The sequence below is a fragment of the Pseudomonas sp. NY8896 genome, from assembly GCF_039634505.1.
In genome coordinates this window covers 4,659,175-4,683,173 of record NZ_CP132350.1, presented here as the reverse complement: position 1 = coordinate 4,683,173, position 23,999 = coordinate 4,659,175, and the positions used below count along the sequence as shown (strand labels likewise).

At 61.8% G+C, this 23,999-nt stretch carries 19 protein-coding genes and 4 tRNA genes; 19 read left to right on the top strand and 4 right to left on the bottom strand.

Annotated features, from left to right (window positions below):
* Positions 1-48 precede the first annotated feature (48 nt).
* Positions 49-1,614, top strand: coding sequence for a PAS domain-containing methyl-accepting chemotaxis protein (locus Q9451_RS21025; RefSeq protein ID WP_012271548.1), 1,566 nt, complete (start codon positions 49-51; stop codon positions 1,612-1,614).
* 13 nt (positions 1,615-1,627) lie between these two features.
* Complete coding sequence (locus tag Q9451_RS21020) at positions 1,628-3,316, top strand: EAL domain-containing protein (protein WP_012271549.1); 1,689 nt, start codon at positions 1,628-1,630, stop codon at positions 3,314-3,316.
* 7 nt (positions 3,317-3,323) lie between these two features.
* Here the strand turns inward: Q9451_RS21020 and Q9451_RS21015 are convergent, their stop codons facing one another.
* The 3 genes from Q9451_RS21015 to Q9451_RS21005 form a co-directional block, all read right to left on the bottom strand.
* On the bottom strand, positions 3,324-3,812 hold the full coding sequence (locus Q9451_RS21015) for an Lrp/AsnC family transcriptional regulator (protein ID WP_041166451.1): 489 nt from the start codon (positions 3,810-3,812) through the stop codon (positions 3,324-3,326).
* Positions 3,813-3,872: 60 nt separating this feature from the next.
* A complete protein-coding gene (locus Q9451_RS21010; protein WP_012271551.1) occupies positions 3,873-4,937 on the bottom strand; it encodes an ornithine cyclodeaminase in 1,065 nt (354 codons plus the stop codon).
* Positions 4,938-5,102: 165 nt separating this feature from the next.
* Positions 5,103-6,851 carry a sigma-54-dependent Fis family transcriptional regulator gene (locus Q9451_RS21005; protein WP_012271552.1) on the bottom strand — a complete coding sequence of 583 codons (1,749 nt, stop codon included), beginning with the start codon at positions 6,849-6,851 and terminating at the stop codon, positions 5,103-5,105.
* A gap of 223 nt (positions 6,852-7,074) precedes the next feature.
* Between Q9451_RS21005 and Q9451_RS21000 the strand changes: the two genes are divergently transcribed.
* From Q9451_RS21000 to Q9451_RS20975, 6 genes are read left to right on the top strand one after another with little or no spacing between them, the layout of a single operon-like run.
* Positions 7,075-8,169 carry an ABC transporter ATP-binding protein gene (locus Q9451_RS21000; protein WP_012271553.1) on the top strand — a complete coding sequence of 365 codons (1,095 nt, stop codon included), beginning with the start codon at positions 7,075-7,077 and terminating at the stop codon, positions 8,167-8,169.
* Positions 8,169-9,266 carry an ABC transporter ATP-binding protein gene (locus Q9451_RS20995; RefSeq protein ID WP_012271554.1) on the top strand — a complete coding sequence of 366 codons (1,098 nt, stop codon included), beginning with the start codon at positions 8,169-8,171 and terminating at the stop codon, positions 9,264-9,266. Before Q9451_RS21000 ends, Q9451_RS20995 begins: the two co-directional genes overlap by 1 nt.
* A complete protein-coding gene (locus Q9451_RS20990; protein ID WP_041166682.1) occupies positions 9,266-10,129 on the top strand; it encodes a sugar ABC transporter permease in 864 nt (287 codons plus the stop codon). Before Q9451_RS20995 ends, Q9451_RS20990 begins: the two co-directional genes overlap by 1 nt.
* A 3-nt stretch (positions 10,130-10,132) precedes the next feature.
* Entirely contained in the window at positions 10,133-10,933 is an 801-nt protein-coding gene (locus Q9451_RS20985) for a carbohydrate ABC transporter permease (RefSeq protein WP_012271556.1), read from the top strand.
* 12 nt (positions 10,934-10,945) lie between these two features.
* Positions 10,946-11,218, top strand: a complete 273-nt coding sequence (locus Q9451_RS20980) for a DUF2160 domain-containing protein (RefSeq protein WP_012271557.1) — start codon at positions 10,946-10,948, stop codon at positions 11,216-11,218.
* A gap of 39 nt (positions 11,219-11,257) precedes the next feature.
* Positions 11,258-12,997 (top strand): ABC transporter substrate-binding protein, encoded by a 1,740-nt coding sequence (locus Q9451_RS20975; RefSeq protein WP_345960724.1) that lies wholly within the window; start codon positions 11,258-11,260, stop codon positions 12,995-12,997.
* A gap of 96 nt (positions 12,998-13,093) precedes the next feature.
* Here Q9451_RS20975 and folD read toward each other — a convergent pair whose 3' ends face one another.
* Positions 13,094-13,948 carry a bifunctional methylenetetrahydrofolate dehydrogenase/methenyltetrahydrofolate cyclohydrolase FolD gene (gene folD, locus Q9451_RS20970; protein WP_003250234.1) on the bottom strand — a complete coding sequence of 285 codons (855 nt, stop codon included), beginning with the start codon at positions 13,946-13,948 and terminating at the stop codon, positions 13,094-13,096.
* A 270-nt stretch (positions 13,949-14,218) separates the two neighbouring features.
* Between folD and Q9451_RS20965 the strand changes: the two genes are divergently transcribed.
* The 11 genes from Q9451_RS20965 (at position 14,219) to Q9451_RS20915 (ending at position 23,939) form a co-directional block, all read left to right on the top strand.
* A tRNA-Arg gene (locus Q9451_RS20965) sits at positions 14,219-14,295 on the top strand.
* A 41-nt stretch (positions 14,296-14,336) separates the two neighbouring features.
* Positions 14,337-14,412 (top strand) — tRNA-His (locus Q9451_RS20960).
* A gap of 52 nt (positions 14,413-14,464) precedes the next feature.
* Positions 14,465-14,549: transfer RNA gene (locus Q9451_RS20955), tRNA-Leu, on the top strand.
* A 44-nt stretch (positions 14,550-14,593) separates the two neighbouring features.
* Positions 14,594-14,669 (top strand) — tRNA-His (locus Q9451_RS20950).
* A 244-nt stretch (positions 14,670-14,913) separates the two neighbouring features.
* Entirely contained in the window at positions 14,914-15,213 is a 300-nt protein-coding gene (locus Q9451_RS20945) for a DUF6388 family protein (protein ID WP_012271560.1), read from the top strand.
* 248 nt (positions 15,214-15,461) lie between these two features.
* Positions 15,462-16,775, top strand: coding sequence for a trigger factor (tig, locus tag Q9451_RS20940; protein WP_345960723.1), 1,314 nt, complete (start codon positions 15,462-15,464; stop codon positions 16,773-16,775).
* A gap of 91 nt (positions 16,776-16,866) precedes the next feature.
* Positions 16,867-17,508, top strand: a complete 642-nt coding sequence (clpP, locus tag Q9451_RS20935) for an ATP-dependent Clp endopeptidase proteolytic subunit ClpP (protein WP_012271562.1) — start codon at positions 16,867-16,869, stop codon at positions 17,506-17,508.
* 108 nt (positions 17,509-17,616) lie between these two features.
* Positions 17,617-18,900 (top strand): ATP-dependent Clp protease ATP-binding subunit ClpX, encoded by a 1,284-nt coding sequence (clpX, locus tag Q9451_RS20930; protein WP_012271563.1) that lies wholly within the window; start codon positions 17,617-17,619, stop codon positions 18,898-18,900.
* Positions 18,901-19,064: 164 nt separating this feature from the next.
* On the top strand, positions 19,065-21,461 hold the full coding sequence (gene lon / locus Q9451_RS20925) for an endopeptidase La (RefSeq protein ID WP_012271564.1): 2,397 nt from the start codon (positions 19,065-19,067) through the stop codon (positions 21,459-21,461).
* A 152-nt stretch (positions 21,462-21,613) separates the two neighbouring features.
* Complete coding sequence (locus Q9451_RS20920; protein WP_012271565.1) at positions 21,614-21,886, top strand: HU family DNA-binding protein; 273 nt, start codon at positions 21,614-21,616, stop codon at positions 21,884-21,886.
* Between the two features lie 181 nt (positions 21,887-22,067).
* Positions 22,068-23,939 carry a SurA N-terminal domain-containing protein gene (locus Q9451_RS20915; protein WP_012271566.1) on the top strand — a complete coding sequence of 624 codons (1,872 nt, stop codon included), beginning with the start codon at positions 22,068-22,070 and terminating at the stop codon, positions 23,937-23,939.
* The last annotated feature ends 60 nt before the right edge of the window (positions 23,940-23,999 follow it).

Below are 23,999 nucleotides of genomic sequence, written 5' to 3'. Positions count from 1 at the left end.
GGCTGTCGATGAGCTGGGTACCGGTTCGTCAGTGAATGGAGTCTCATCGTGCGCCTCAACTTGCCGGTAACCCCGGTCGAGCAACGTTTCCCCTCAGATCAGCGGCTGATTTCTGCTACCGATACCGCCAGCCTGATCACCTACTGCAACCCTGAATTCGCTGCCATCAGCGGCTATAGCGAGGCCGAACTGATCGGCAGCCCGCACAACCTGGTGCGCCACCCGGACATGCCGCCGGCGGTGTACGAGCTGATGTGGCGCTACCTGAAAGCCGGCAAGAGCTGGATGGGTATCGTCAAGAACCGCTGCCGTAACGGCGACTACTACTGGGTCAACGCCTACGTCACGCCCATCCTCGAAGGCGGGCGGGTAGTGGGCTACGAGTCGGTGCGGGTGTGCCCCACCCGCGAGCAGGTGGCCCGTGCCGAGGCTTTGTATGCGCGGCTGCGTAACGGTCAAGCGGCATTGTCGGCGCCGCGCCGGTTGAGCTTGCTGGCGCAGGCCCTGGCCTTGCCACTGGCCGGGGGAGTGCTGGCAGTTGGCGCCCATCAGCTGTGGCCTGGCCTGGTGGGGCAGGGGCTGACGGTGGGGCTGTTCGTGGCCTATGGCTTGTGGGTGCGCAACGCCCTTGGGCGACAGCTTCAGCAGGTTGTGCAGGGCGCGCAAGGCACGTTTGCCGACCCGGTCGCCGCCTTGACCTACAGCGACCTGCCGGGTGCCGCCGGGCAGTTGCAACTGATGCTGATCAGCGAAGAGGCACGCCTGAAAACCGCATTGACGCGGCTAAGTGACCTGGCCGGGCAAATGGCGGTAGCCGCCCACGATGCCGGGCAGTTGTCGCGCAGCACCGAGGCGGCCTTGCTCAAGCAGCGTGCCGAAACTGACCTGAGCGCCACGGCAATGAATCAGATGGCCGCCTCTATCGGCGAAGTGGCCAATCACGTCCAGTTGACCGCCGCCGAGGCACACACCGCACACCTGCTGGCCGAGCAGGGTAGCCAGGTGGCCGATGCCAGCGGCGCGGCCATTCGGACCCTGGCCAGCACCGTGACGCAGATCAACCAGGCGGTCAGCCACCTCGCTGGTCAGACCGGTGCCATCGCCGAGGCTGCTGGGATGATTCGCGGCATTGCTGAGCAGACCAACCTGCTGGCCCTCAACGCCGCCATCGAGGCGGCGCGTGCAGGCGAGCAGGGCCGCGGTTTTGCCGTGGTCGCCGATGAGGTGCGGGCATTGGCCGACAAGACTCGCCAGTCGACCCTGCACATTCAGGCGATCATCGATGCCCTGCGCAGTGGCGCCGAGGAGGCCGTGGCGATCGCCAGCCAAGGCATCGATGGCGCCGAGCAGGGCGTTGCCCAGGTACAGGAAGCCCGGCAGGCGCTGCACGGCATTCGTGACGCGGTGCAGCGCATCAGTGACATGAGCCAACAGATGGCCACCGCCTCGCAGCAGCAGTCGGCGGTGGCCGAAGACGTTTCGCGGCAGATCAACGGCGTAGCCGGTATTGCCCAGCACAGCGCCCACAGCGCCAACGCCGCCGCCTCGCGCGGCGCCGAACTGGAACAGGTGTGCGCCGGATTGCGCGCCCTGGTGGAGCGCTTCAACCGCTAAGGCAGGATGCTTTATGGATGACAACTATCGCGCGGCCGTGGACGCGGCCGCGATCTTTTCCGAAACCGACCTGCGTGGGAACATCACTTACGTCAACCAGCAGTTCTGCAGCATCTCGGGCTACAGCCGTGAGGAGCTGCTGGGCGCCAACCACCGCATCCTCAACTCGGGCCTGCACGAGCCGGCGTTCTTCGTTGGCATGTGGCGTGCCCTGGCTGCCGGGCGGGTATGGAAGGGCGAGATCTGCAACCGGGCCAAGGACGGTTCGCTGTATTGGGTCGACAGCACCATGGTGCCATTGATCGACCCGCTGACCGGCCAGGTGCGCAAGTATGTGTCGATCCGCTTTGACGTCACCGAGAAACGCCAGCTGCTGCATACCCTGCAGTGGCGGGTGGGCCACGATGTGCTCACCGGCCTGCCCAACCGCGCCTACCTGTCCGACCTGCTGAATCAGGCCCTGGCCTACTCGCGCCGCGAAGACATTCCGCTGGCGGTGTGCATGCTCGACCTGGATGGGTTCAAGGCGGTCAATGACGGCTATGGGCATGCCGTGGGCGACTTGCTGCTGGTGGAAGTGGCGCAGCGCTTGAAGAGCATCCTGCGTGGTGGCGATGCCGTGGCCCGGCTTTCGGGCGACGAATTCGTGCTGATCCTGCGCGATGTCGATGATGAGCAGCAGTTGCATGCAGCTCTGCGGCGGGTGTTGCGGGCATTGGCGGCGCCCTGTGTGGTACGTGAACACAGGCTTTCGCTCAGCGCCAGTATCGGCGTGACCCTGTACCCGCAGGATGACGAAGATGCCGACACCTTGGTGCGCCACGCCGACCAGGCCATGTATGTGGCCAAGCAGCGCGGGCGCAACCGCTATCACCTGTTCGACGTGTCGCAGGAGCAGGAGCTCAAGGCCACTCACCAGACTGTAGCGCGCGTGCGCCGGGCACTGCACAACAGTGAGCTGTGCCTTTACTACCAACCCAAGGTCAACCTGCGCAGCGGCCAGGTGCTGGGCTTCGAAGGGTTGTTGCGCTGGCAACGGCCAGGCCGTGGCGTGGTGCCGCCCGGCGACTTCCTGCCTTGGGTAGAGCAGACCGACCTGATCGTCGAAATCGGCGAGTGGGTGGTCGGCCAGGCGCTGAGCCAGCTGCAGGCCTGGCAGCGCCAAGGGCAGCCCTGGTCGTTGAGTGTGAATATCGCCGCACGGCATTTGCAGCGCAATGACTTCGCCGAGCGCCTGCAGCAGCTACTGGCAGCGTACCCGGAGGTGGACCCGGCGCGGCTGGACCTGGAAATCGTCGAGTCGGTTGCCATCGACAACCTGCAGCACGTCAGCCGCTGCCTGGACGCCTGCCGTGCACTGGGCGTGCGTTTCTCGCTGGACGATTTCGGCACCGGTTATTCGTCGTTGAGTTACCTGAAACGCTTGCCGACCCAGACGATCAAGATCGACCAGTCGTTCGTGCGTGACATCCTTCACGACCAGGATGACCTGGCGCTGACGGCGGCGGTGATCGGCCTGGCCCGGGCGTTTGGCCGCGAGGTGATTGCCGAGGGGCTGGAGAGTGTCGAGCACGGCCGGGTGCTGATGGGCCTGGGCTGTGAGCTGGCGCAGGGTTACTGCATTGCTCGGCCGATGCCGGTCAGTGAGGTGCAAGCCTGGGCACAGGCCTACCGGCAGCCGGAGCAATGGCGGGCCACGTGAACGCCCATTAGCGGGCCATGGTCTTGACCTCGGCCAGCACGGGGTGCGCCACCAGCTTGTCGATGTGCAAGGTGTCGTCGTTCATCCAGCGTTCGCTGAGCAGTCGGTAGTGTTCCATGTCGCGGCAGTGCAGGCGCAGGCTGTAGTCGAAGTGGCCACTGATCAGCTGGCATTCATGCACCTCCGGGCAGTTGTGCAAGGTGGCTTCGAAGGCCTTCTGTGCCGCGCGCCCGCTTTGGTTGGACAGGGCCGCCAGCACCAGCAGTGACACCCCGGGCGCCACTTTGTGCTGGTCGATGATTGCCCCATAGCCACGAATCACGCCACGTCGCTCCAGCTTGCGCACGCGCTCCAGGCAGGGGCGCGGGGTGAGGTGGACGAGGGTGGAGAGTTTTTCGAACGTGATACGACCGTTGTGGCGCAGGATGTCGATGATCGCTTCGTCGATGCGGTCGAGGGGTGGGCATTGGTGTCCATGCGCGTGGGCTTCTTTCAGAAGTGGGCATGGACAGGTTAGGCGGTAAAGGGCGCTGCTGCACAGCAGCCCCCAGGTCTGTCAGGCGCATACGGAATCAGCCTTGGGCACCGCTCGCAACTCAACCTTGCGCGGCTGTAAAAGCGCATACAGATCCTTCGGATCCTCCAGCACCGGCACCAGCCCGATGTCCTTGCCGATACCCAGCGCCTGCGCCGTATCCAGCACATAACGCAGCGCCGAAAAGTCCTCCAAGGCAAACCCGACCGAGTCGAACAGCGTCACCTGCTCGGCGTGCTCGCGGCCCTTGGCCTCACCCGCCACCACCCGCCAGAACTCGGTCACCGGCGAATCCGCCGGCATCTGCTGAATCTCGCCTTCAACCCGGCTTTGCGGCTCGTACTCGACAATCACCCGAGCCCGCTCGACTATTGCCCGGTGCAGTTCGGTCTTGCCTGGGCAGTCACCGCCCACGGCGTTCAGGTGCATGCCCGGCTCGATCATCTCGGGGGTGAGGATGGTGGCGTAGGCTTTGTCGGCGGTCACCGTGGTGACGATATCGGCACCGCGCACCGCATCGGCCACGGAGCGTGCGATGGTCAGCTTGAGGCCGGGGCGGTTGGCCAGGTTGGCGACCAGCTTGGCCGAGGCGGCGGGGTCGATGTCGAACAGGCGTATTTCGTCAATGCCCAGCAGGGTATTGAAGGCGATGGCCTGAAACTCGCTTTGCGAGCCATTGCCGATCAGCGCCATGCTGCGGCTGTCCTCTCGCGCCAGGTAGCGGGCGGCCAGGGCCGAGGTGGCCGCCGTGCGAATGGCCGTGGTCAGGGTCATCTCGCTGAGCAGCAACGGTGCGCCGGTATCGATGCTGGCCAGTGCGCCGAAGGCCATCACCGTGGGCAGGCCGTGGCGGGTGTTCTTCGGGTGGCCGTTGACGTACTTGAAGGCGTAGCGACTGGCATCGGCAACCGGCATCAGCTCGATCACCCCGTCCGCGCAATGGTTGGCAACCCGGGCGCATTTCTCGAAGGCGGGCCAGCGCAGGTAGTCCTGGCGGATGTATTCGGCCATTTCCAGCAGGCAGGTAGGCAGGCCTTTGCGGTTGACCAGGCGGGCCAGGTCTTGCACATCGATAAAGCGGGTCATGAGGGGTCTCCCTGCGGCGACGCTTCCAGAGTGGGCACTGGGTTCATTGTGCGGTGGGCAGGGAGGTAAAGCTGGCTGTAATGGGCCCTGGCGGCAGCGGCTACGGCTGACTTGGAGACACTGACAGCCGAAACGGCTGTGGGGAGCCTAAACCTGCCAATGGATTCAGTGCGCCCGCAAACGCTTGTACAGCGTAGTGCGGCTGATACCCAGCCCCCGCGCCACCGCCGACAGGTTGCCATTGGCTTGCTCGACCAGGGTCTGCAGGTCCGTCTCTTCGGTCGTCACCCGTACCGGTAGCTGCGACTCGGCCAGAAAGCCCGCAGGCAGGTGCTCGATGCCGACCGGTCCGTTGCCCGCCAGCGCCAGTGCCACCTGCAGCACGCTCACCAGCTCGCGCAGGTTGCCTGGCCATGGGTGTCGATCGAGCAGGTCGATAATGGCCGGGGGCAGCCGCGCAGGTTGCCCGGGGTCGCGGTAGCGGGCATGTAGCTGCTCAATCAACTGACGCCGGTCACTGCGCTCGCGCAGCGCAGGCAATACCACGGCCAGCCCGGCGATGCGGTAGTACAGGTCCTGGCGAAAGCGCCCGGCGCGCACTTCTTCGGCCAGGTCGCGGTTGCTCGCCGACACCACGCGGATATCTACCGCTACCGGCTCGCCGCTACCCAGTGGCTGGATAGTGCGTGACTGCAGCACACGCAGCAGGCGGGCTTGAGTGGGCAGTGGCATGTCGCCTATTTCGTCGAGAAACAGGATGCCGTGGTCGGCTTTGCGGATCAGCCCCAGGTTGCCCTTGTGGTGGGCGCCGGTGAACGCGCCTTTGTCGTAGCCAAACAGTTCCGACTCCACCAGTTCGGCTGGGATCGCCGCACAGTTGACGGCAATCAGCGGCTGATTGGCGCGGCTGCTGGCCCGGTGCAAGGTTTCGACGAACACTTCCTTGCCTACGCCGGTTTCACCCTGCACCAACACCGGGATGTCCTTTTCCAGCAACAGGCCGGCCTGTTGCAACGCTTTATCCAGGCGCGCCTCGCCACTGCCAGCCTCGCGGCGGCGTGTGGCTTCGCGCGCAGGGTGCCACTGGCAATGGAAGCGGTTGCGCCCCGTGGCCTGCAGGGCGAAGGGCTGTTGCTGGGGATGGCTGAGCAGCTGCTGCAGGGGCAACTGGAACAGTTGCTCGATGTTCTGTTGCAGCGGGTTGCCGCCGAGCAGGCTGTCGGCCCGGTGATTGGCAGCCATGACCTGCCCGCGCTCATCGAATACCAGCAGGCCGGCCCAGGGGCTGTCGAGGTTGTCAGAGGCGCTGTTGAAGATCAGCTGTGCATGCTGGTCGGCATGTTCGGCGAGGATCAGGCGGTTTTCCAGGCTTTGGCCCATCATGCGCACCAAGCCAAGCGTCTGGCTGGCCGGCAAGTAGCCGTCGCTCGCTACGTCGAGCACCCCGACCAGTTGTCGTGCGGCGTCGAACAGGGGGGCGGCGGCGCTGGACATGTAGCGGTTCTGCCGCAGGAAGTGCTCGTCCTGGCCGACGTGAATCGCCTCGGCGCAAATCAGTGCGGTGCCCAGGGCATTGGTGCCCACGCCACGCTCGTGCCAATGGGCGCCTGCGCTGAAGCCGTGCTGTTGGTGCGGTTCGATGAAGCGTCGCGAGCCCCAGCTGTCGAGCAGGCAGCCACCGGCATCGGCCAGCATCACCAGGTAGCTGGCATTGCCCAGCAGGTGCGCGTATTGCGGCAGCACTTCCTCGCGGGTCAGGCGTAGCAGCGCCTGGCGCCGCTCCAGCAGGGCGCTTAGCTCGGTACGGGTCAGGCAGTCGAAGTCCGGTGCGTGCTGTGGTTGCAGGCCGTGATCGCGGCAGCGGGCCCAGGACGCCTGGATCAGTTGGGTGTGGGTCGACGCGGATGCGGCCATGGGCCTGTCCTGGGTGGTTGTTGTTATGGGCGGACCGCTGTTCAGTGTTGTTCACCGCTGTTCATTGTCAAACCGGCAAGTGTTCAGTTGTTCAGTGATTGTGTTCACTTGTGAACCCGCGATTTGCCCGTTCTGCCATCCAGGCCCCGGACCAGAGCGCCGGGGAATGACTGGCACGAAACTGGCTGTGCTCGGCGGACAACCATCACAAAAAGGCCACGCCATGTCCCTGGTGCTGGAGCAGGTCAGCCGCAGTGTCGACAACCAGCCCTGGGTCGTCGATGCCTCACTGCGTTTCGAGCCCGGTTCGTTCAACGTGCTGTTGGGCCGTACCCTGGCGGGCAAGACCAGCTTGATGCGCCTGATGGCCGGGCTCGACCGCCCGGACCGGGGGCGGGTGCTGATGGACGGCCAGGACGTCACCGGCGTGCCGGTGCGCCAGCGCAATGTGTCGATGGTGTATCAGCAGTTCATCAATTACCCGACCTTGAGCGTGTACGAGAACATCGCCTCGCCGCTGCGCCAGGCGCGCATGGCCGAGGACCAGATCCGCCGCCGGGTGCAGGAAACCGCCGAGATGCTGCGCATCGAAACCTACCTGCAGCGCCTGCCGCTTGAGCTTTCCGGTGGCCAGCAGCAGCGCACGGCGATGGCCAGGGCGTTGGTCAAGGACGCCTCGTTGATCCTGTTCGACGAGCCATTGGTCAACCTCGACTACAAGTTGCGCGAGGGCCTGCGCCAAGAGCTGCGTGAGCTGTTCGCGGCCCGCCATTGCATTGCTGTGTACGCTACCACCGAGCCCAACGAGGCGCTGGCGCTGGGCGGCACCACTACCCTGGTGCACGAAGGCCGCATCGTGCAAAGCGGGCCCACCGCCGAGGTGTATCAGCGCCCGTGCAGCGTGCTGGCTGCCGAGTTGTTTTCCGAGCCGCCGATCAACCTGGTGCCCGGCCGTATCAGTGGCAACGAGGTGAGCCTGGCCCAGGCCGTGCACTTTGCCCGCAATGCCGATTTGCAGCCGTTGGCCGAGGGCGACTACCGCTTTGGCGTGCGCCCCAGCCATATCACCCTGGTGCCGGCCCATGACGATGACCTGGAATTGGCGGTGCTGGTGGAACTGGCAGAGATCAGTGGTTCAGAAACCTTTCTGCATGTGCGCAACGAATTCTGGCGCATGGTCCTGCACCTGCCTGGGGTGCACGAATACCAGGTGGATACGCCGATCCGTGTGTTCATCCCCATGCACAAGCTGTTCGTCTTCGACAGCGCCGGGGTGTTGGTGCAGGCCCCGGGGCTGCGCCAGGCAAGGAGAGGGTAATGGCCGAAATTCGCCTGCACCAACTGGCGCACAGTTACAGTCGCCAGCCCGCCAGCGAGGCAGACTATGCCCTGCACGCGCTGGAACATGTGTGGGAGCAGGGCGGTGCTTATGCCTTGCTCGGGCCATCGGGCTGCGGCAAGTCGACGTTGCTCAATATCATTTCCGGGCTGCTGACGCCGTCCCATGGCGAGGTGCTGTTCGACGGCAAACCGGTCAACCAGTTGTCACCGCAGGCGCGCAACATCGCTCAGGTGTTCCAGTTTCCGGTGGTGTACGACACCATGACGGTGTTCGACAACCTGGCTTTTCCCCTGCGCAACCAGGGGCTGGACGAAGCGCGTGTGCGTGCCCGGGTGGAAGAAATTGCCGAGGTGCTCGACCTGGCTGGCGTGCTGCGCAAGAAGGCACGCAACCTCAGTGCCGACGAAAAGCAAAAGGTCTCGATGGGGCGTGGCCTGGTGCGCGATGACGTATCGGCAATCCTGTTCGACGAGCCGCTGACGGTGATCGACCCGCACCTGAAATGGAAGCTGCGGCGCAAGCTGAAGCAGATCCATGAGCAGTTCAACATCACCATGATCTACGTCACCCATGACCAGCTGGAGGCCTCTACCTTCGCCGACAAGATCGCAGTGATGCACGGTGGGCGCATCGTCCAGTTCGGCACCCCGCGCGAGCTGTTCGAGCGACCGCGACATACGTTTGTCGGCTACTTCATCGGCAGCCCCGGGATGAACCTGATTGACGTGCGCGCCGAGACAGATGCAGTGGTGTTCGGTGATGTCCGCCTGGCGCTGCCCGATGGCCTGCGCGAGCGCCTGGCGGCGATGGCGGGTGGGCGATTGCAAGTGGGTATTCGCCCGGAGTTCGTGCAGCTGTGGGACGGCCCGTTCGATGATGCCCACCCGGCGCGGGTGCTGGATGTCGAAGACCTGGGTACCTACCGCATCGTCACCCTCGAACTGGGCGGTGTCGCGCTCAAGGCGCGGCTGAGCGAGGATCGCCCGTTGCCCGTGGAGCTGGCCTGGGTCAGCCTGCCCGCGCAGTGGCTGATGCTGTACGTCGACGATGTGCTGCTGGAGGCCGGGCCATGATCAACAAGGTGCCGAACAACAAGGCGTGGTGGCTGGTGCTGCCGGTGTTTCTGCTGGTGGCATTCAGTGCGGTGGTGCCGATGATGACGGTGGTCAACTATTCGGTGCAGGACATCTTCGACCAGTCCAACCGCTACTTCGTCGGCGCCGACTGGTACCGCCAGGTGCTGCGCGACCCGGCGCTGCACGATGCGTTGCTGCGCCAGTTCATCTACTCCGCCTGCGTGCTGCTGATCGAGATCCCGCTGGGTATCGGCATTGCCCTGACCATGCCAACCAAAGGCCGTATGGCCTCGGTGTGCCTGATCATCATGGCTATTCCGTTGCTGATTCCGTGGAACGTGGTTGGCACTATCTGGCAGATTTTCGGCCGTGCCGACATCGGCCTGCTCGGCGCCACCCTGGCCAAGCTTGGGGTCAGCTACAACTACGCCGGCGACCCGTTCGACGCCTGGCTCACCGTGCTGGTGATGGATGTGTGGCACTGGACCTCGTTGGTGGCGTTGCTGTGCTATTCGGGGCTGCGTGCCATCCCCGACGTGTACTACCAGGCCGCGCGCATCGACCGTGCCTCGGGCTGGGCCGTGTTCCGCCATATCCAACTGCCCAAGCTGAAGAACGTGCTGCTGATCGCGGTGATGCTGCGCTTCATGGACAGCTTCATGATCTACACAGAGCCATTCGTGCTGACCGGTGGTGGGCCTGGCAACGCGACCACGTTCCTCAGCCAGACCCTCACACGCATGGCCGTGGGGCAGTTCGACCTGGGCCCGGCAGCGGCGTTCTCGCTGGTGTACTTCCTGATCATCCTGCTGGTGTCGTGGCTGTTCTACACAGCCATGACCCATGCCGACAAGGACTAGGCCATGAGCACGCGCAAATCGCTGGCCCTGCTGCTGTACTTCTTCTTTCTGCTGGTGCCGATCTACTGGCTGCTGAACATGTCGTTCAAGAGCAACACCGAGATCCTGGGTGGCCTGACCCTGTGGCCGCAGGCGTTCACCCTCGACAACTACCGGGTGATCTTCACCGATGCCAGCTGGTACAGCGGCTACATCAACTCGCTGTACTACGTGTGCCTGAACACGCTGATTTCCTTGCTGGTGGCGTTGCCGGCGGCCTATGCCTTCTCGCGCTACCGCTTCCTTGGCGACCGGCACCTGTTCTTCTGGCTGCTGACCAACCGAATGGCGCCACCTGCGGTGTTCCTGCTGCCGTTCTTCCAGCTGTACTCGTCAATTGGCCTGTTCGATACCCATATCGCCGTGGCCCTGGCCCATTGCCTGTTCAACGTACCGCTGGCGGTGTGGATTCTGGAGGGGTTCATGTCGGGGGTGCCGAAGGAGATCGACGAAACGGCCTACATCGACGGCTACAGCTTTGCGCGCTTTTTCGTGAAGATTTTCATTCCGCTGATTGGCTCCGGTATCGGCGTCACGGCGTTTTTCTGCTTCATGTTCTCCTGGGTCGAACTGCTGTTGGCGCGCACCCTGACGTCGGTGAATGCCAAACCGATTGCCGCAGTGATGACCCGCACCGTGTCGGCATCAGGTATCGATTGGGGCGTGCTGGCGGCGGCGGGGGTACTGACCATCTTGCCGGGCATGCTGGTGATCTGGTTCGTGCGCAACCATGTGGCCAAGGGCTTTGCCCTGGGCCGGGTGTGAGGAGGGCGACGCATGGAGTGGATGGCCTGGACCTTGCCGACGGCGCTGTTTTTCGTCGCCATAGGCATGCTGCTGCTGAGCATGACCCTGCTTGAACTGCGTCGCCCGTGCGTGGAGCGACGGGGCTTCTTGCCGCTGGTCACCAGCCGTGGTGACCGCTTGTTCATCGGCCTGCTGGCCAGCGCCTACCTGCACCTGCTGGTGGTCGGCGTCAGCGACTGGCCATTGTGGGTGGCCTCGCTGCTGTCGCTGGCGTGGCTGGTGGTGGTACTGCGCTGGGGCTGAGCGAGCGGCCCTGTGGGATAACTGAAACGGGAGATCACAATGTTCGATAACAAGCACAACAGGCGACATTTGACCCTGGCCGCATTGCTGGTACTGGCCAGCGTGCAAGGCTCAGCCTGGGCCGACCAGTACGAAGATGCGGCCAAAAAATGGATCGGCAGCGAGTTCAAGCCTTCGACCCTTACCCCAGAGCAGCAGTTGGCTGAACTGCAGTGGTTTATCAAGGCCGCCGAACCGTTCCGTGGGATGAAGATCAATGTGGTGTCGGAAACCATCACCACCCATGAATACGAGTCCAAGGTGCTGGCCAAGGCTTTCAGCGAGATCACCGGCATCCAGCTGACCCACGACCTGCTGCAGGAAGGCGACGTGGTGGAAAAGCTGCAGACACAGATGCAGTCGGACAAGAACATCTACGACGGCTGGGTCAATGACTCCGACCTGATCGGTACGCACTTTCGCTACGGCAAGGTCGAATCGATCACCGACCTGATGGCTAACGAGGGCAAGGACTACACCTCGCCGACCCTCGACCTGAAGGACTTCATCGGTATTTCGTTCACCACCGCGCCTGATGGCAAGGTCTATCAGTTGCCCGACCAGCAGTTCGCCAACCTGTACTGGTTTCGTGCCGACTGGTTCGAAAGGCCTGAGCTGAAAGCCAAGTTCAAGGAGAAGTACGGCTACGAGCTGGGTGTGCCGGTGAACTGGTCGGCCTACGAGGACATTGCCAAGTTCTTCACCGAAGACGTCAAGGAGATCGACGGCAAGCGCGTCTATGGCCATATGGACTACGGCAAGAAAGACCCATCGCTGGGCTGGCGCTTTACCGATGCCTGGTTCTCCATGGCCGGTGGCGGCGACAAGGGGCTTCCCAACGGTTTGCCGGTGGATGAATGGGGCATTCGCGTGGAGGACTGCCACCCGGTGGGCTCCAGCGTGACCCGTGGCGGCGACACCAATGGGCCAGCCGCCGTCTATGCCACGCAAAAGTATGTGGACTGGATGCGCGCCTACGCGCCCAAGGAAGCCCAGGGCATGACCTTCTCCGAAGCCGGCCCGGTGCCGGCGCAGGGCAACATCGCCCAGCAGATCTTCTGGTACACCGCGTTCACCGCCGACATGACCAAGCCCGGCTTGCCGGTGGTGAATGCCGACGGCACACCGAAGTGGCGCATGGCGCCCTCGCCGAAGGGGCCGTATTGGGAGGAGGGGATGAAACTGGGCTACCAGGACACCGGCTCGTCGACGTTCTTCAAGTCCACCCCCGAGAAGCAACGGCTGGCGGCATGGTTGTATGCCCAATTCGTCACCTCCAAGACCGTGTCGCTGAAAAAGACCATCGTCGGCCTGACGCCGATTCGTGAGTCGGACATCAACTCCCAGGCCATGACCGAGCTGGCGCCCAAGCTCGGTGGGCTGGTCGAGTTCTATCGCAGCCCGGCGCGGGTGCAGTGGACGCCAACCGGCACCAACGTGCCGGACTATCCGCGCTTGGCGCAGTTGTGGTGGAGCCATATTGCCGAAGTGGCCAGTGGCGAGAAGACCCCGCAGGAGGCGCTGGATGGCCTGGCCCGCGACCAGGATCGCATGATGGAACGCTTGCAACGCTCCAATGCCCAGGCGACCTGTGCACCGAAGCTGAACCCAGAGAAGGACGCACAGTACTGGTTCGACCAGCCGGGTGCACCGAAGCCCAAGCTGGCCAACGAAAAGCCCAAAGGCGAGACGGTCAGCTACAACGAACTGTTGAAGTCGTGGGAGGCGGCCAGGAAGTGATTGGCTGAACATCGCGAAGAGGCGGTGCAGCTACCGAAAAATCACAGGCAAAAAAAACGGCACCTGCCAGAGGTGCCGTTTTCACATCACGCGGTATTACTTATGCAGCTCTTCTGCCGCATACAGCGTGTTTTCCAGTAGGCACGCCCGGGTCATCGGCCCGACGCCACCCGGCACCGGCGTGATCCAGCCGGCGCGCGGCAGGGCGGTCTCGTAGACCACGTCGCCAACCAGTTTGCCGTCTTCCTGGCGGTTGATGCCCACGTCGATGACGATGGCGCCTTCCTTGACCCACTCACCCTTGACCAAGCCCGGCTTGCCGGCAGCCACCACCACCAGGTCGGCACGGCCTACATGGCCGGCCAGGTCCTTGGTGAAGCGGTGGCAGACAGTCACGGTGCAGCCGGCCAGCAGCAATTCCATGGCCATCGGGCGGCCAACGATGTTGGACGCGCCGACAATCACGGCGTTCATGCCGTACAGGTCCTGACCGGTGCTTTCCAGCAGGGTCATGATGCCTTTTGGCGTGCACGGACGCAGCAGCGGAATACGCTGGGCCAAGCGGCCAATGTTGTACGGATGGAAGCCGTCCACATCCTTGTCCGGGCGAATGCGCTCGAGCAGCAGCGAGGCGTCCAGGTGCGCCGGAAGTGGCAGCTGCAGCAGGATGCCATCGACGGCCGGGTCATCATTGAGGCGGTCGATCAGCTCGGTCAGGGCTTGTTGCGTGGTCTCGCTGGGCAGGTCGAATGCCTGCGAAATGAAGCCGACCTCTTCGCAGTCCTTGCGCTTGTGCGAAACATAGACTTGGGAGGCGGGGTCGGTGCCGACCAGGATCACCGCCAGGCCCGGCGTACGCAGGCCTTGCTGGCGACGCTCCACGACACGTTGAGCGATCTGCTGGCGCAGGCTGGCGGCGATCGCCTTGCCATCGATTAGGTGTGCAGTCATAGACGCGTGATTAACCATCGAGAAGGAAACAATTAAGAACGCGCATTCTCGCACGACATGGGCCAAGGGCAAAGGCGGGTGGTCGGGCAAATCCCCTAAGCCCTTAAATAATTTAAATTTTTTTTAAAAAGGTGTTGACGACTTTCGGGGTCGCCTATAAGATTCGCCGCACTTGTCGGGCACAGCCTAGCACTGGTTGGCTAAGTCGGGCAGAATGAGTGGTTTAACAATTACTTGTTAACGTCTTGTTCGGTTAGGCTTCAAGCTTAAGCGCCCGTAGCTCAGCTGGATAGAGCATCCGCCTTCTAAGCGGATGGTCGCAGGTTCGAGTCCTGCCGGGTGCGCCATTAGGCAGCTTTGGCAAGCAAGTAGGCAGTAATGCAATATGGTGGGCGTAGCTCAGTTGGTAGAGCGCTGGATTGTGATTCCAGTTGTCGTGGGTTCGATTCCCATCGTCCACCCCATATTCTTCAAGGGCGCCTCGATAGCATCTGGCGCCTTTGTTTTAAGCGTTACGCGGACGTGGTGAAATTGGTAGACACACTGGATTTAGGTTCCAGCGGCGCAAGCTGTAAGAGTTCGAGTCTCTTCGTCCGCACCATGCTTCTGTAAGGTTGTACCGCAACATCGCAAGACCGCAATATGGTGGGCGTAGCTCAGTTGGTAGAGCGCTGGATTGTGATTCCAGTTGTCGTGGGTTCGATTCCCATCGTCCACCCCATATTCTTGAAAGGCGCCTTGATCGTGAGATCGGGCGCCTTTTTGTTTTGGGTTCTGCGTGGCTGTGGTTGTATGCCTTGGGTGCGTCGGCGCTCGATCTCGGAGGCGCCGAAAATGTCGTGGCGAGCCCCTTCCCGCCAAATCGCATTCCTCGCCCTTGCAATCCACTGGTGACACCCCAATAAAAGCTGTTAGATTTCAGCCGGTTGAAACACCGGCCCGTTTGGCTGGCAGAGGACACCACGATGATTGCAAAAGAAGCCCGTCAGGCCCTGGCGCTGCAGCGCTTTGCCGAAGCCAATCCGCAGTTGCTCGAGGAGATCCGTGAGCTGGACGCGCGTGAGCAGGCTCAGCAGATCGAGTGGGCGTTCGAGGATGCAGCCGACGAGCAGGGTATTCAGCCCTGGGAGCTGGCGCTGCAATTGATTGCCGAAACCCCGGAGCAGCTGAACGCCATGCGTCTGGAGACGCACCGAGAGGTGGCCGAGGCGCTGGGGCTGGAATGGGAAGAGTACTGCCAGTTCAACGAAATCGATCCTGAATAAAGGAAGCGAATTCGCCACAGGCAGTTGTTTGACAAGGTATTTCGGCTGCACGTCGCCTCGGGTGTCGTGCAGCCCTTATTGAAGCAGGCCCGGCGGTGTGCCGTGCGGGCCTTGAAAGTTAATCGACCGGCGTTGTTTCCCGTCGTCCCGAGTGGGGTGACTTCTGCTGCGTGACTCACTAGAATGCTTGCCCTTGATTCTTGGAGTCGGGCTAACGCCGGCTAACGTCTGTGCAACGAGGAATATCCATGCAAGTTTCTGTTGAAAACACTTCCGCTCTCGAGCGCCGCATGACCATCGCCGTTCCGGCCGAGCGCGTCGAGAACGAAGTCAACAAGCGTCTGCAGCAGACTGCCAAGCGCGCCAAGATTGCGGGCTTCCGTCCTGGTAAAGTGCCGATGAACGTGATCCGTCAGCGTTTCGAAGCTGACGCCCGTCAAGAGGCTTTCGGTGACCTGGTCCAGGCTTCCTTCTACGAAGCCATCGTCGAGCAGAAGCTGAACCCGGCTGGTGCCCCGGCTGTAGAGCCGAAGTCCTTCGAAAAGGGTAAGGACCTGGAATTCGTCGCCATCTTCGAAGTGTTCCCAGAGTTCACTGTTTCCGGCCTCGAGTCGATCAACGTCGAGCGCCTGAGCGCCGAAGTGGCTGACGCCGACCTGGACAACATGCTGGAAGTGCTGCGCAAGCAGAACACCCGTTTCGAGGCCGTCGAGCGCGCTGCGCAGAACGACGACCAGGTCAACATCGACTTCGTCGGCAAGGTCGACGGTGAAGTATTCGCCGGTGGTTCGGCCAAGGGCACCCAGCTGGTACTGGGCTCCGGCCGCATGATCCCAGGCTTCGAAGATGGTCTGGTTGGCGCCAAGGCGGGTGAAGAGCGCGTTGTGAACGTGACCTTCCCAGAGGATTACCAGAACCTGGACCTGGCTGGCAAAGCCGCCGAGTTCACCATCACCGTCAACAGCGTTTCGGCACCTGTGCTGCCAGAGCTGAACGAAGAGTTCTTCGCCCAGTTCGGCATCAAGGAATCGACCCTGGAAGGCTTCCGCGCCGAAGTTCGCAAGAACATGGAGCGTGAGCTGCGTCAGGCGATCAAGACCAAGGTGAAAAACCAGGTCATGGACGGTCTGCTGGCTGCCAACCCGATCGAAGTGCCGAAAGCCCTGCTGGAAAACGAAGTCAATCGTCTGCGCGTGCAGGCTGTTCAGCAGTTCGGTGGCAACATCAAGCCTGAGCAGCTGTCAGTCGAGCTGTTCGAAGAGCAAGCCAAGCGCCGCGTAGTGCTGGGCCTGATCGTGGCCGAAGTGGTCAAGCAGTTCGAGCTGAAGCCAGATGACGCCAAGGTTCGCGAGATGATCGAAGAAATGGCTTCGGCTTACCAAGAGCCTGAGCAGGTCATCGCCTGGTACTACAAGAACGATCAGCAACTGAACGAAGTGCGTTCGGTTGTGCTGGAAGAGCAAGTTGTAGATACTGTTCTGCAGAAAGCGACTGTGACCGACAAGTCGGTCTCGTACGAAGATGCCGTTAAGCCAGCTGAGGCTCCTGCCGCTGCTGAGTAACGGGCTTCTCTCGTAGGAAACCCCCACAAGCCAGCCTTCGAGCTGGCTTGTGCGTATTCAAGCCATGACTATTTGGGAGTGAGCGCAGGACATGTCCCGCAATTCTTATATTCAGCAGAGCTCTGACATCCAGGCCGCAGGCGGTCTGGTCCCGATGGTTATCGAGCAGTCCGCCCGTGGCGAACGCGCCTACGACATCTACTCGCGCCTGTTGAAGGAGCGAGTGATCTTCCTGGTGGGCCCTGTAGAAGACTACATGGCCAACCTGGTAGTGGCGCAGATGCTGTTCCTTGAGGCGGAAAACCCGGACAAGGATATCCATCTTTACATCAACTCCCCAGGCGGTTCGGTGACGGCTGGCATGTCGATCTACGACACCATGCAGTTCATCAAGCCGGATGTCTCGACCATCTGCATCGGCCAAGCCTGCAGCATGGGTGCCTTCCTGTTGACCGCTGGCGCCAAGGGCAAGCGTCACTGCCTGCCTAACTCGCGGGTGATGATTCACCAGCCGCTGGGCGGCTTCCAGGGCCAGGCTACCGACATCCAGATCCACGCCCAGGAAATCCTCAGCATCAAGGCGCGTCTCAACGAGCTGCTGGCCTACCACACCGGCCAGGACCTCGAGACCATTCAGCGCGATACTGAGCGTGACAACTTCATGAGCGCCTCGCGCGCGGCCGAGTACGGCCTGATCGACTCGGTCTACGACAAGCGGCAACTGGCCTCCTGAACCGGGGTGCCAGAGCAGGTAGGCGCCGAAAGCGCCTACCTGCGGACTTGAAAAAGCCCGCAATTGCCTTCATCTTGTGTTGCAAGCCTACCGGATTGGATCGATCGAATGACTGACACCCGTAACGGCGAGGACAGCGGCAAATTGCTCTATTGCTCCTTCTGCGGCAAAAGCCAGCACGAAGTGCGCAAATTGATTGCCGGGCCCTCGGTATTTATCTGCGACGAGTGCGTCGACCTGTGCAATGACATCATCCGTGAGGAGGTGCAGGAAGCCCAGGCCGAAAGCAGCGCGCACAAATTGCCTTCGCCGAAAGAAATCAGCGGCATCCTGGACCAGTACGTCATTGGTCAGGAGCGCGCGAAGAAGGTGCTGGCCGTAGCGGTGTACAACCACTACAAGCGCCTGAACCAGCGTGACAAGAAGGGTGACGAAGTCGAACTGGGCAAGAGCAACATCCTGCTCATTGGGCCGACTGGCTCGGGCAAGACCCTGCTCGCCGAAACCCTGGCACGCCTGTTGAACGTACCGTTCACCATTGCTGACGCCACCACCCTGACCGAGGCCGGTTATGTGGGTGAGGACGTCGAGAACATCATCCAGAAGCTGTTGCAGAAGTGCGACTACGACGTGGAAAAGGCCCAGATGGGCATTGTCTACATCGACGAAATCGACAAGATCTCGCGTAAGTCGGACAACCCATCCATCACCCGTGATGTTTCGGGCGAGGGTGTGCAGCAGGCGTTGCTGAAATTGATCGAGGGCACCGTGGCCTCGGTTCCGCCGCAAGGTGGCCGCAAACACCCGCAACAGGAATTCCTGCAGGTTGATACCCGCAACATCCTGTTCATTTGCGGTGGTGCGTTCTCGGGCCTGGAAAAGGTCATCCAGAACCGTTCCACCAAGGGTGGCATCGGTTTTGGCGCCGAAGTGCGTAGCAAGGAAGAGGGCAAGAAGGTTGGCGAATCCCTGCGTGAGGTCGAGCCGGACGATCTGGTCAAGTTTGGCCTGATCCCGGAGTTTGTCGGCCGTCTGCCGGTATTGGCTACACTCGACGAGCTGGACGAGGCTGCGTTGATGCAGATCCTCACCGAGCCGAAGAACGCCCTGACCAAGCAGTATGCCAAGTTGTTCGAGATGGAAAGCGTCGACCTCGAGTTCCGCAGTGATGCGCTCAAGGCCGTAGCGCGCAAAGCCCTGGAGCGTAAAACCGGCGCCCGTGGCCTGCGTTCGATCCTCGAAGGCGTGCTGCTCGACACCATGTACGAGATTCCTTCGAAGAAGGAGGTCAGCAAGGTGGTGATTGACGAGAGCGTCATCGAGGGCACCTCGCAGCCGCTGATGATCTACGAGAACAGCGAGCCGCAAGCCAAGGCCGCGCCAGACGCCTGATTCAGGTAATGGCCGGTTCTCGGTTGCAAGCAAGAAGGGGGCCTACGGGCCCCTTTCTGCTTTTCCTGCGCAAGCGCTTGTAATTTCCCAGGCGTGCCCCCACATTAGGTCCAAGCATCATTTCCACCGGTTTCCGGCCATAAGGCCGCTGTAGAGGCGAAATCATGAAGACCACCCTCGACTTGCCTCTTTTGCCATTGCGCGATGTCGTTGTTTACCCGCACATGGTTATCCCGCTGTTCGTGGGGCGTGAAAAGTCCATCGAAGCCCTCGAGGCAGCGATGACGGGCGAAAAGCAGATCCTCCTGCTGGCCCAGAAGAATCCAGCCGACGACGACCCGGGTGAGGACGCCCTGTACCGCGTCGGTACCGTTGCCACCGTGCTGCAACTGCTGAAGCTGCCTGATGGCACCGTGAAGGTGTTGGTCGAAGGCGAGCAGCGTGGCGCCGTCGAGCGTTTCACCGAAGTAGAAGGGCACATCCGTGCCGAAGTCTCCCTGATCGACGAAACCGATGCCGCCGAGCGCGAGTCGGAAGTGTTCGTGCGCACGCTGCTGTCGCAGTTCGAGCAGTACGTTCAGTTGGGCAAGAAAGTCCCTGCCGAAGTGCTGTCTTCGCTGAACAGCATCGAAGAGCCTGGGCGCCTGGTCGACACCATGGCCGCGCACATGGCCCTGAAGATCGAGCAGAAGCAGGAAATTCTCGAAATCGTCGACCTGACTACCCGTGTCGAACACGTGCTTGCGCTGTTGGACGCCGAAATCGACCTGCTGCAGGTCGAAAAGCGCATTCGCGGCCGGGTCAAGAAGCAGATGGAGCGCAGCCAGCGCGAGTACTACCTGAATGAGCAGATGAAGGCCATTCAGAAAGAGCTGGGCGATGGCGACGAAGGCCACAACGAAGTCGAAGAGCTGAAAAAGCGTATCGAAGCCGCTGGCCTGCCCAAAGATGCCCTGGCCAAGGCCCAGGCAGAGTTGAACAAGCTCAAGCAGATGTCGCCGATGTCGGCCGAGGCCACCGTGGTACGTTCGTACCTCGACTGGCTGGTGCAGGTGCCGTGGAAGGCGCAGAGCAAGGTGCGCCTGGACCTGACCAAGGCCGAGGAAATCCTCGACGCCGACCATTATGGTCTGGAAGAGGTCAAGGAACGTATCCTCGAGTACCTTGCCGTACAGAAACGCGTCAAGAAAATCCGCGGCCCGGTGCTGTGCCTGGTCGGCCCACCCGGCGTCGGCAAGACCTCGTTGGCCGAGTCGATCGCTGCCGCCACCAACCGCAAGTTCGTGCGTATGGCCCTGGGTGGTGTGCGTGACGAGGCCGAAATTCGCGGCCACCGCCGTACCTACATCGGCTCCATGCCGGGCCGTCTGATCCAGAAGATGACCAAGGTGGGGGTGCGCAACCCGCTGTTCCTGCTCGATGAAATCGACAAGATGGGCAGCGACATGCGCGGCGACCCGGCCTCGGCGCTGCTTGAAGTGCTCGACCCGGAGCAGAACCACAACTTCAACGACCACTACCTGGAGGTCGACTACGACCTTTCGGACGTGATGTTCCTGTGCACCTCGAACTCGATGAACATCCCGCCGGCGCTGCTCGACCGGATGGAAGTCATCCGCCTGCCGGGTTACACCGAGGACGAGAAGATCAACATCGCGGTCAAGTACCTGGTGCCCAAGCAGGTCAAGGCCAACGGCTTGAAGAAGGAAGAGCTGGAAGTCGACGTCTCGGCGATCCGCGACATCATCCGCTACTACACCCGCGAAGCCGGTGTGCGGGGCCTCGAGCGGCAAATCGCCAAGGTCTGCCGCAAGGTGGTCAAGGAACATACCGGGCAGAAGCAGGTCAAGGTCAAGGTGGCCAGCGAGCAGCTGGAGCACCTGCTGGGCGTGCGCAAGTTCCGCTACGGCCTGGCCGAGCAGCAGGACCAGATCGGCCAGGTGACCGGCCTGGCCTGGACTCAGGTTGGCGGCGAACTGCTGACCATCGAGGCCGTGGTCATCCCCGGCAAAGGCCAACTGATCAAGACCGGCTCGCTGGGCGATGTCATGGTCGAGTCGATCACCGCCGCGCAGACCGTGGTTCGCAGCCGCGCCCGCAGCCTGGGGATTGCAGCCGACTTCCACGAGAAGCACGACGTGCACATCCACATGCCTGAAGGCGCCACGCCGAAGGACGGCCCAAGTGCCGGTATCGGCATGTGCACCGCGCTGGTGTCGGCGCTGACGCAGATTCCGGTACGTGCCGACGTGGCCATGACCGGCGAAATCACCCTGCGTGGCCAGGTGTTGGCCATTGGCGGGCTGAAGGAAAAACTGCTGGCGGCACACCGTGGCGGGATCAAGACGGTGATCATTCCAGAGGAAAATGTGCGCGATCTGAAGGAGATTCCGGAAAATATCAAACAGGATCTTCAGATCAAACCGGTCAAATGGATTGACGAAGTCCTGCAAATTGCGCTGCAATACGCCCCGGAGCCCTTGCCAGATGTGGCTCCTGAGATTGTCGCGAAAGATGAAAAGCGCGACGGCGATGCTAAGGAAAGAATCAGCACGCATTAGTAGTTTTTGGCTGGGGGGCTTTCCTTGACAGTTTTTTCGGGGCCTTGCTATAAAGCGGCACGCTATTGTCAACAGGCCACCCAGCGCACGTTTCATAAGCTTTTCATTACATACTTAGAAACAAACTCAATAGAGAAATAAGGGGACTTAGAGTGAACAAGTCGGAACTGATTGACGCTATCGCCGCATCTGCAGACATCCCGAAAGCTGTAGCCGGCCGTGCGCTGGATGCAGTCATCGAATCCGTCACCGGCGCCCTGAAGCAAGGTGACGATGTAGTACTGGTTGGCTTCGGTACCTTCTCGGTCAAGGATCGCGCCGAGCGTACCGGCCGCAACCCGCAAACCGGCAAGGCGATCAAGATCGAAGCCGCCAAGGTTCCAGGTTTCAAGGCAGGCAAAGGCCTGAAAGACGCCGTCAACTAAGTCGTCTTTCAGCCGGACCCGGCCTGGCCTGGTCCGAGCACGGTGACGGCGGGGCGCAAACGTTCCCGCCTGACACGTTTGCTAAGAAAAGGCGCATCCTCGGATGCGCCTTTCTTTTATCAGGATTCTACCCACGCTCCGCGGTTGTCGACGCAGTGGTACAGCCGTTTCTGGGGGACGCATGCTGCAAAATATCAGGGACAATTCACAAGGTTGGATTGCCAAGACCATCATCGGCCTTATCGTCGTGTTGATGGCGTTGACCGGCTTCGAAGCCATTTTTCAGGCCGCCACCCATAGCCAGGACGCCGCCAAGGTGAACGGCCAGACCATCAGCCAGAACGAGCTGAGCCAGGCGGCCGACATGCAGCGCCGTCAGCTGATGCAACAGTTGGGCAAGGATTTCGACCCAGCGCTGCTGGATGACAAATTGCTGCGTGAAGAGGCCCTCAAGGGCTTGATCAGCCGCAAGCTACTGCTGCAAGGCGCCGAAGATGCCAAGTTCGCCTTCTCCGAGGCCGCGCTTGATCAGGTGATCCTGCAGACGCCGGAGTTTCAGGTGGACGGCAAGTTCAGTGCCGACCGTTTCGACCAGGTCATCCGCCAGATGGGCTACGGTCGCATGCAGTTCCGCGAGATGCTCGCCGAGGAAATGCTCATCGGCCAGCTGCGCACCGGTCTGGCTGGCAGCAGCTTCGTGACCGATCAGCAGGTTGACGCCTTTGCTCGCCTCGAGAAGCAGACGCGCGACTTCGCCTCCCTGACCTTCAAGGCCGACCCGGCTGCGGTCAAGGTCAGCGAAGAAGAGGTGAAGGCGCACTACGACCAGCACGCCAAGGAGTTCATGTCGCCTGACCAAGTAGTGATCGACTACATCGAGCTGAAGAAGTCGGTGTTCTTCGACCAGGTCAAGGTCACCGACGAAGAACTCAAGGCCCAGTACGAGAAGGAAATCGCCAACCTCGCCGAGCAGCGCCATGCCGCGCACATCCTCATCGAGGTCAACGACAAGGTCACCGAAGCGCAGGCCAAGGCCCGCGCCGAAGAGATCGAGCAGCGCCTGGCCAAGGGTGAAGACTTCGCCGCGCTGGCCAAGGAGTTCTCCCAGGACCCAGGCTCGGCCAACAACGGCGGCGACCTCGGCTTTGCCGGCCCGGGTGTATACGACCCAGCCTTCGAAGACGCGCTCTACAAGCTGCAGGATGGCCAGGTATCGACGCCGGTGCGTACCGAGTTTGGCTACCACCTGATCAAGCTGCTGGGCGTGCAGGCGCCAGAAGTACCAAGCTTCGCCAGCCTGAAGGACAAGCTGACCCGCGACCTGAAGATTCCGTTGGTCGAGCAGCGTTATGTCGACGCCAGCAAGCAACTGCAGGATGCAGCCTACGAGGCTTCCGACCTGGCCCAGCCGGCCCAGGACCTGAACCTCAAGGTGCACACCTCTGCAGCGTTTGGCCGCGAAGGCGGTGAGGGCATCACGGCCAACCGTTCAGTGGTGCAGGCCGCGTTCTCCGAAGAAGTGCTGGATGAGGGTGCCAACAGCACCGCAATCGAACTCGACCCGGAAACCACTGTAGTGCTGCGTGTCAAGGAGCACCGCAAGCCAGAGCAATTGCCGCTGGAAGCTGTGGCCAAGAACATCAGCGAACACCTGGCCAAAGAGAAGGCGACTGCCGAGCTCAAGGCCAAGGCGGACAAGCTGATTGCCGGCCTGCGTGATGGTTCCATCGCAGCAGGTAGCGTGCATGAAGGGCAAGGCTGGAAAGCTTATGAAGCAGTTACCCGTGGTGAGGACGGCATTGACCCGGCCGAGCTGCAGGCGCTGTTCCGCCTGGGCAAGCCGCAAGCCAAGGACAAGCCGGTTTATGGCAGCGTAGTGCTGCGCGACGGTAGCCTGGTAGTACTGCAGCTCAAGGGCGTCAACGAAGGCGCAACTGCCACCGACGAAGAGAAGCAGCAGATCCGCCGCTACCTTGCGTCGCGCGCTGGCCAGCAGGACTTCGCGGCCTACCGCAAGCAGCTGGAAGCCAATGCGGATATCACCCGTTACTAAGGTGATCGCTGCATGAACAAACAGGCCGCCTCGTGCGGCCTGTTTCATTTCGGTTCACGT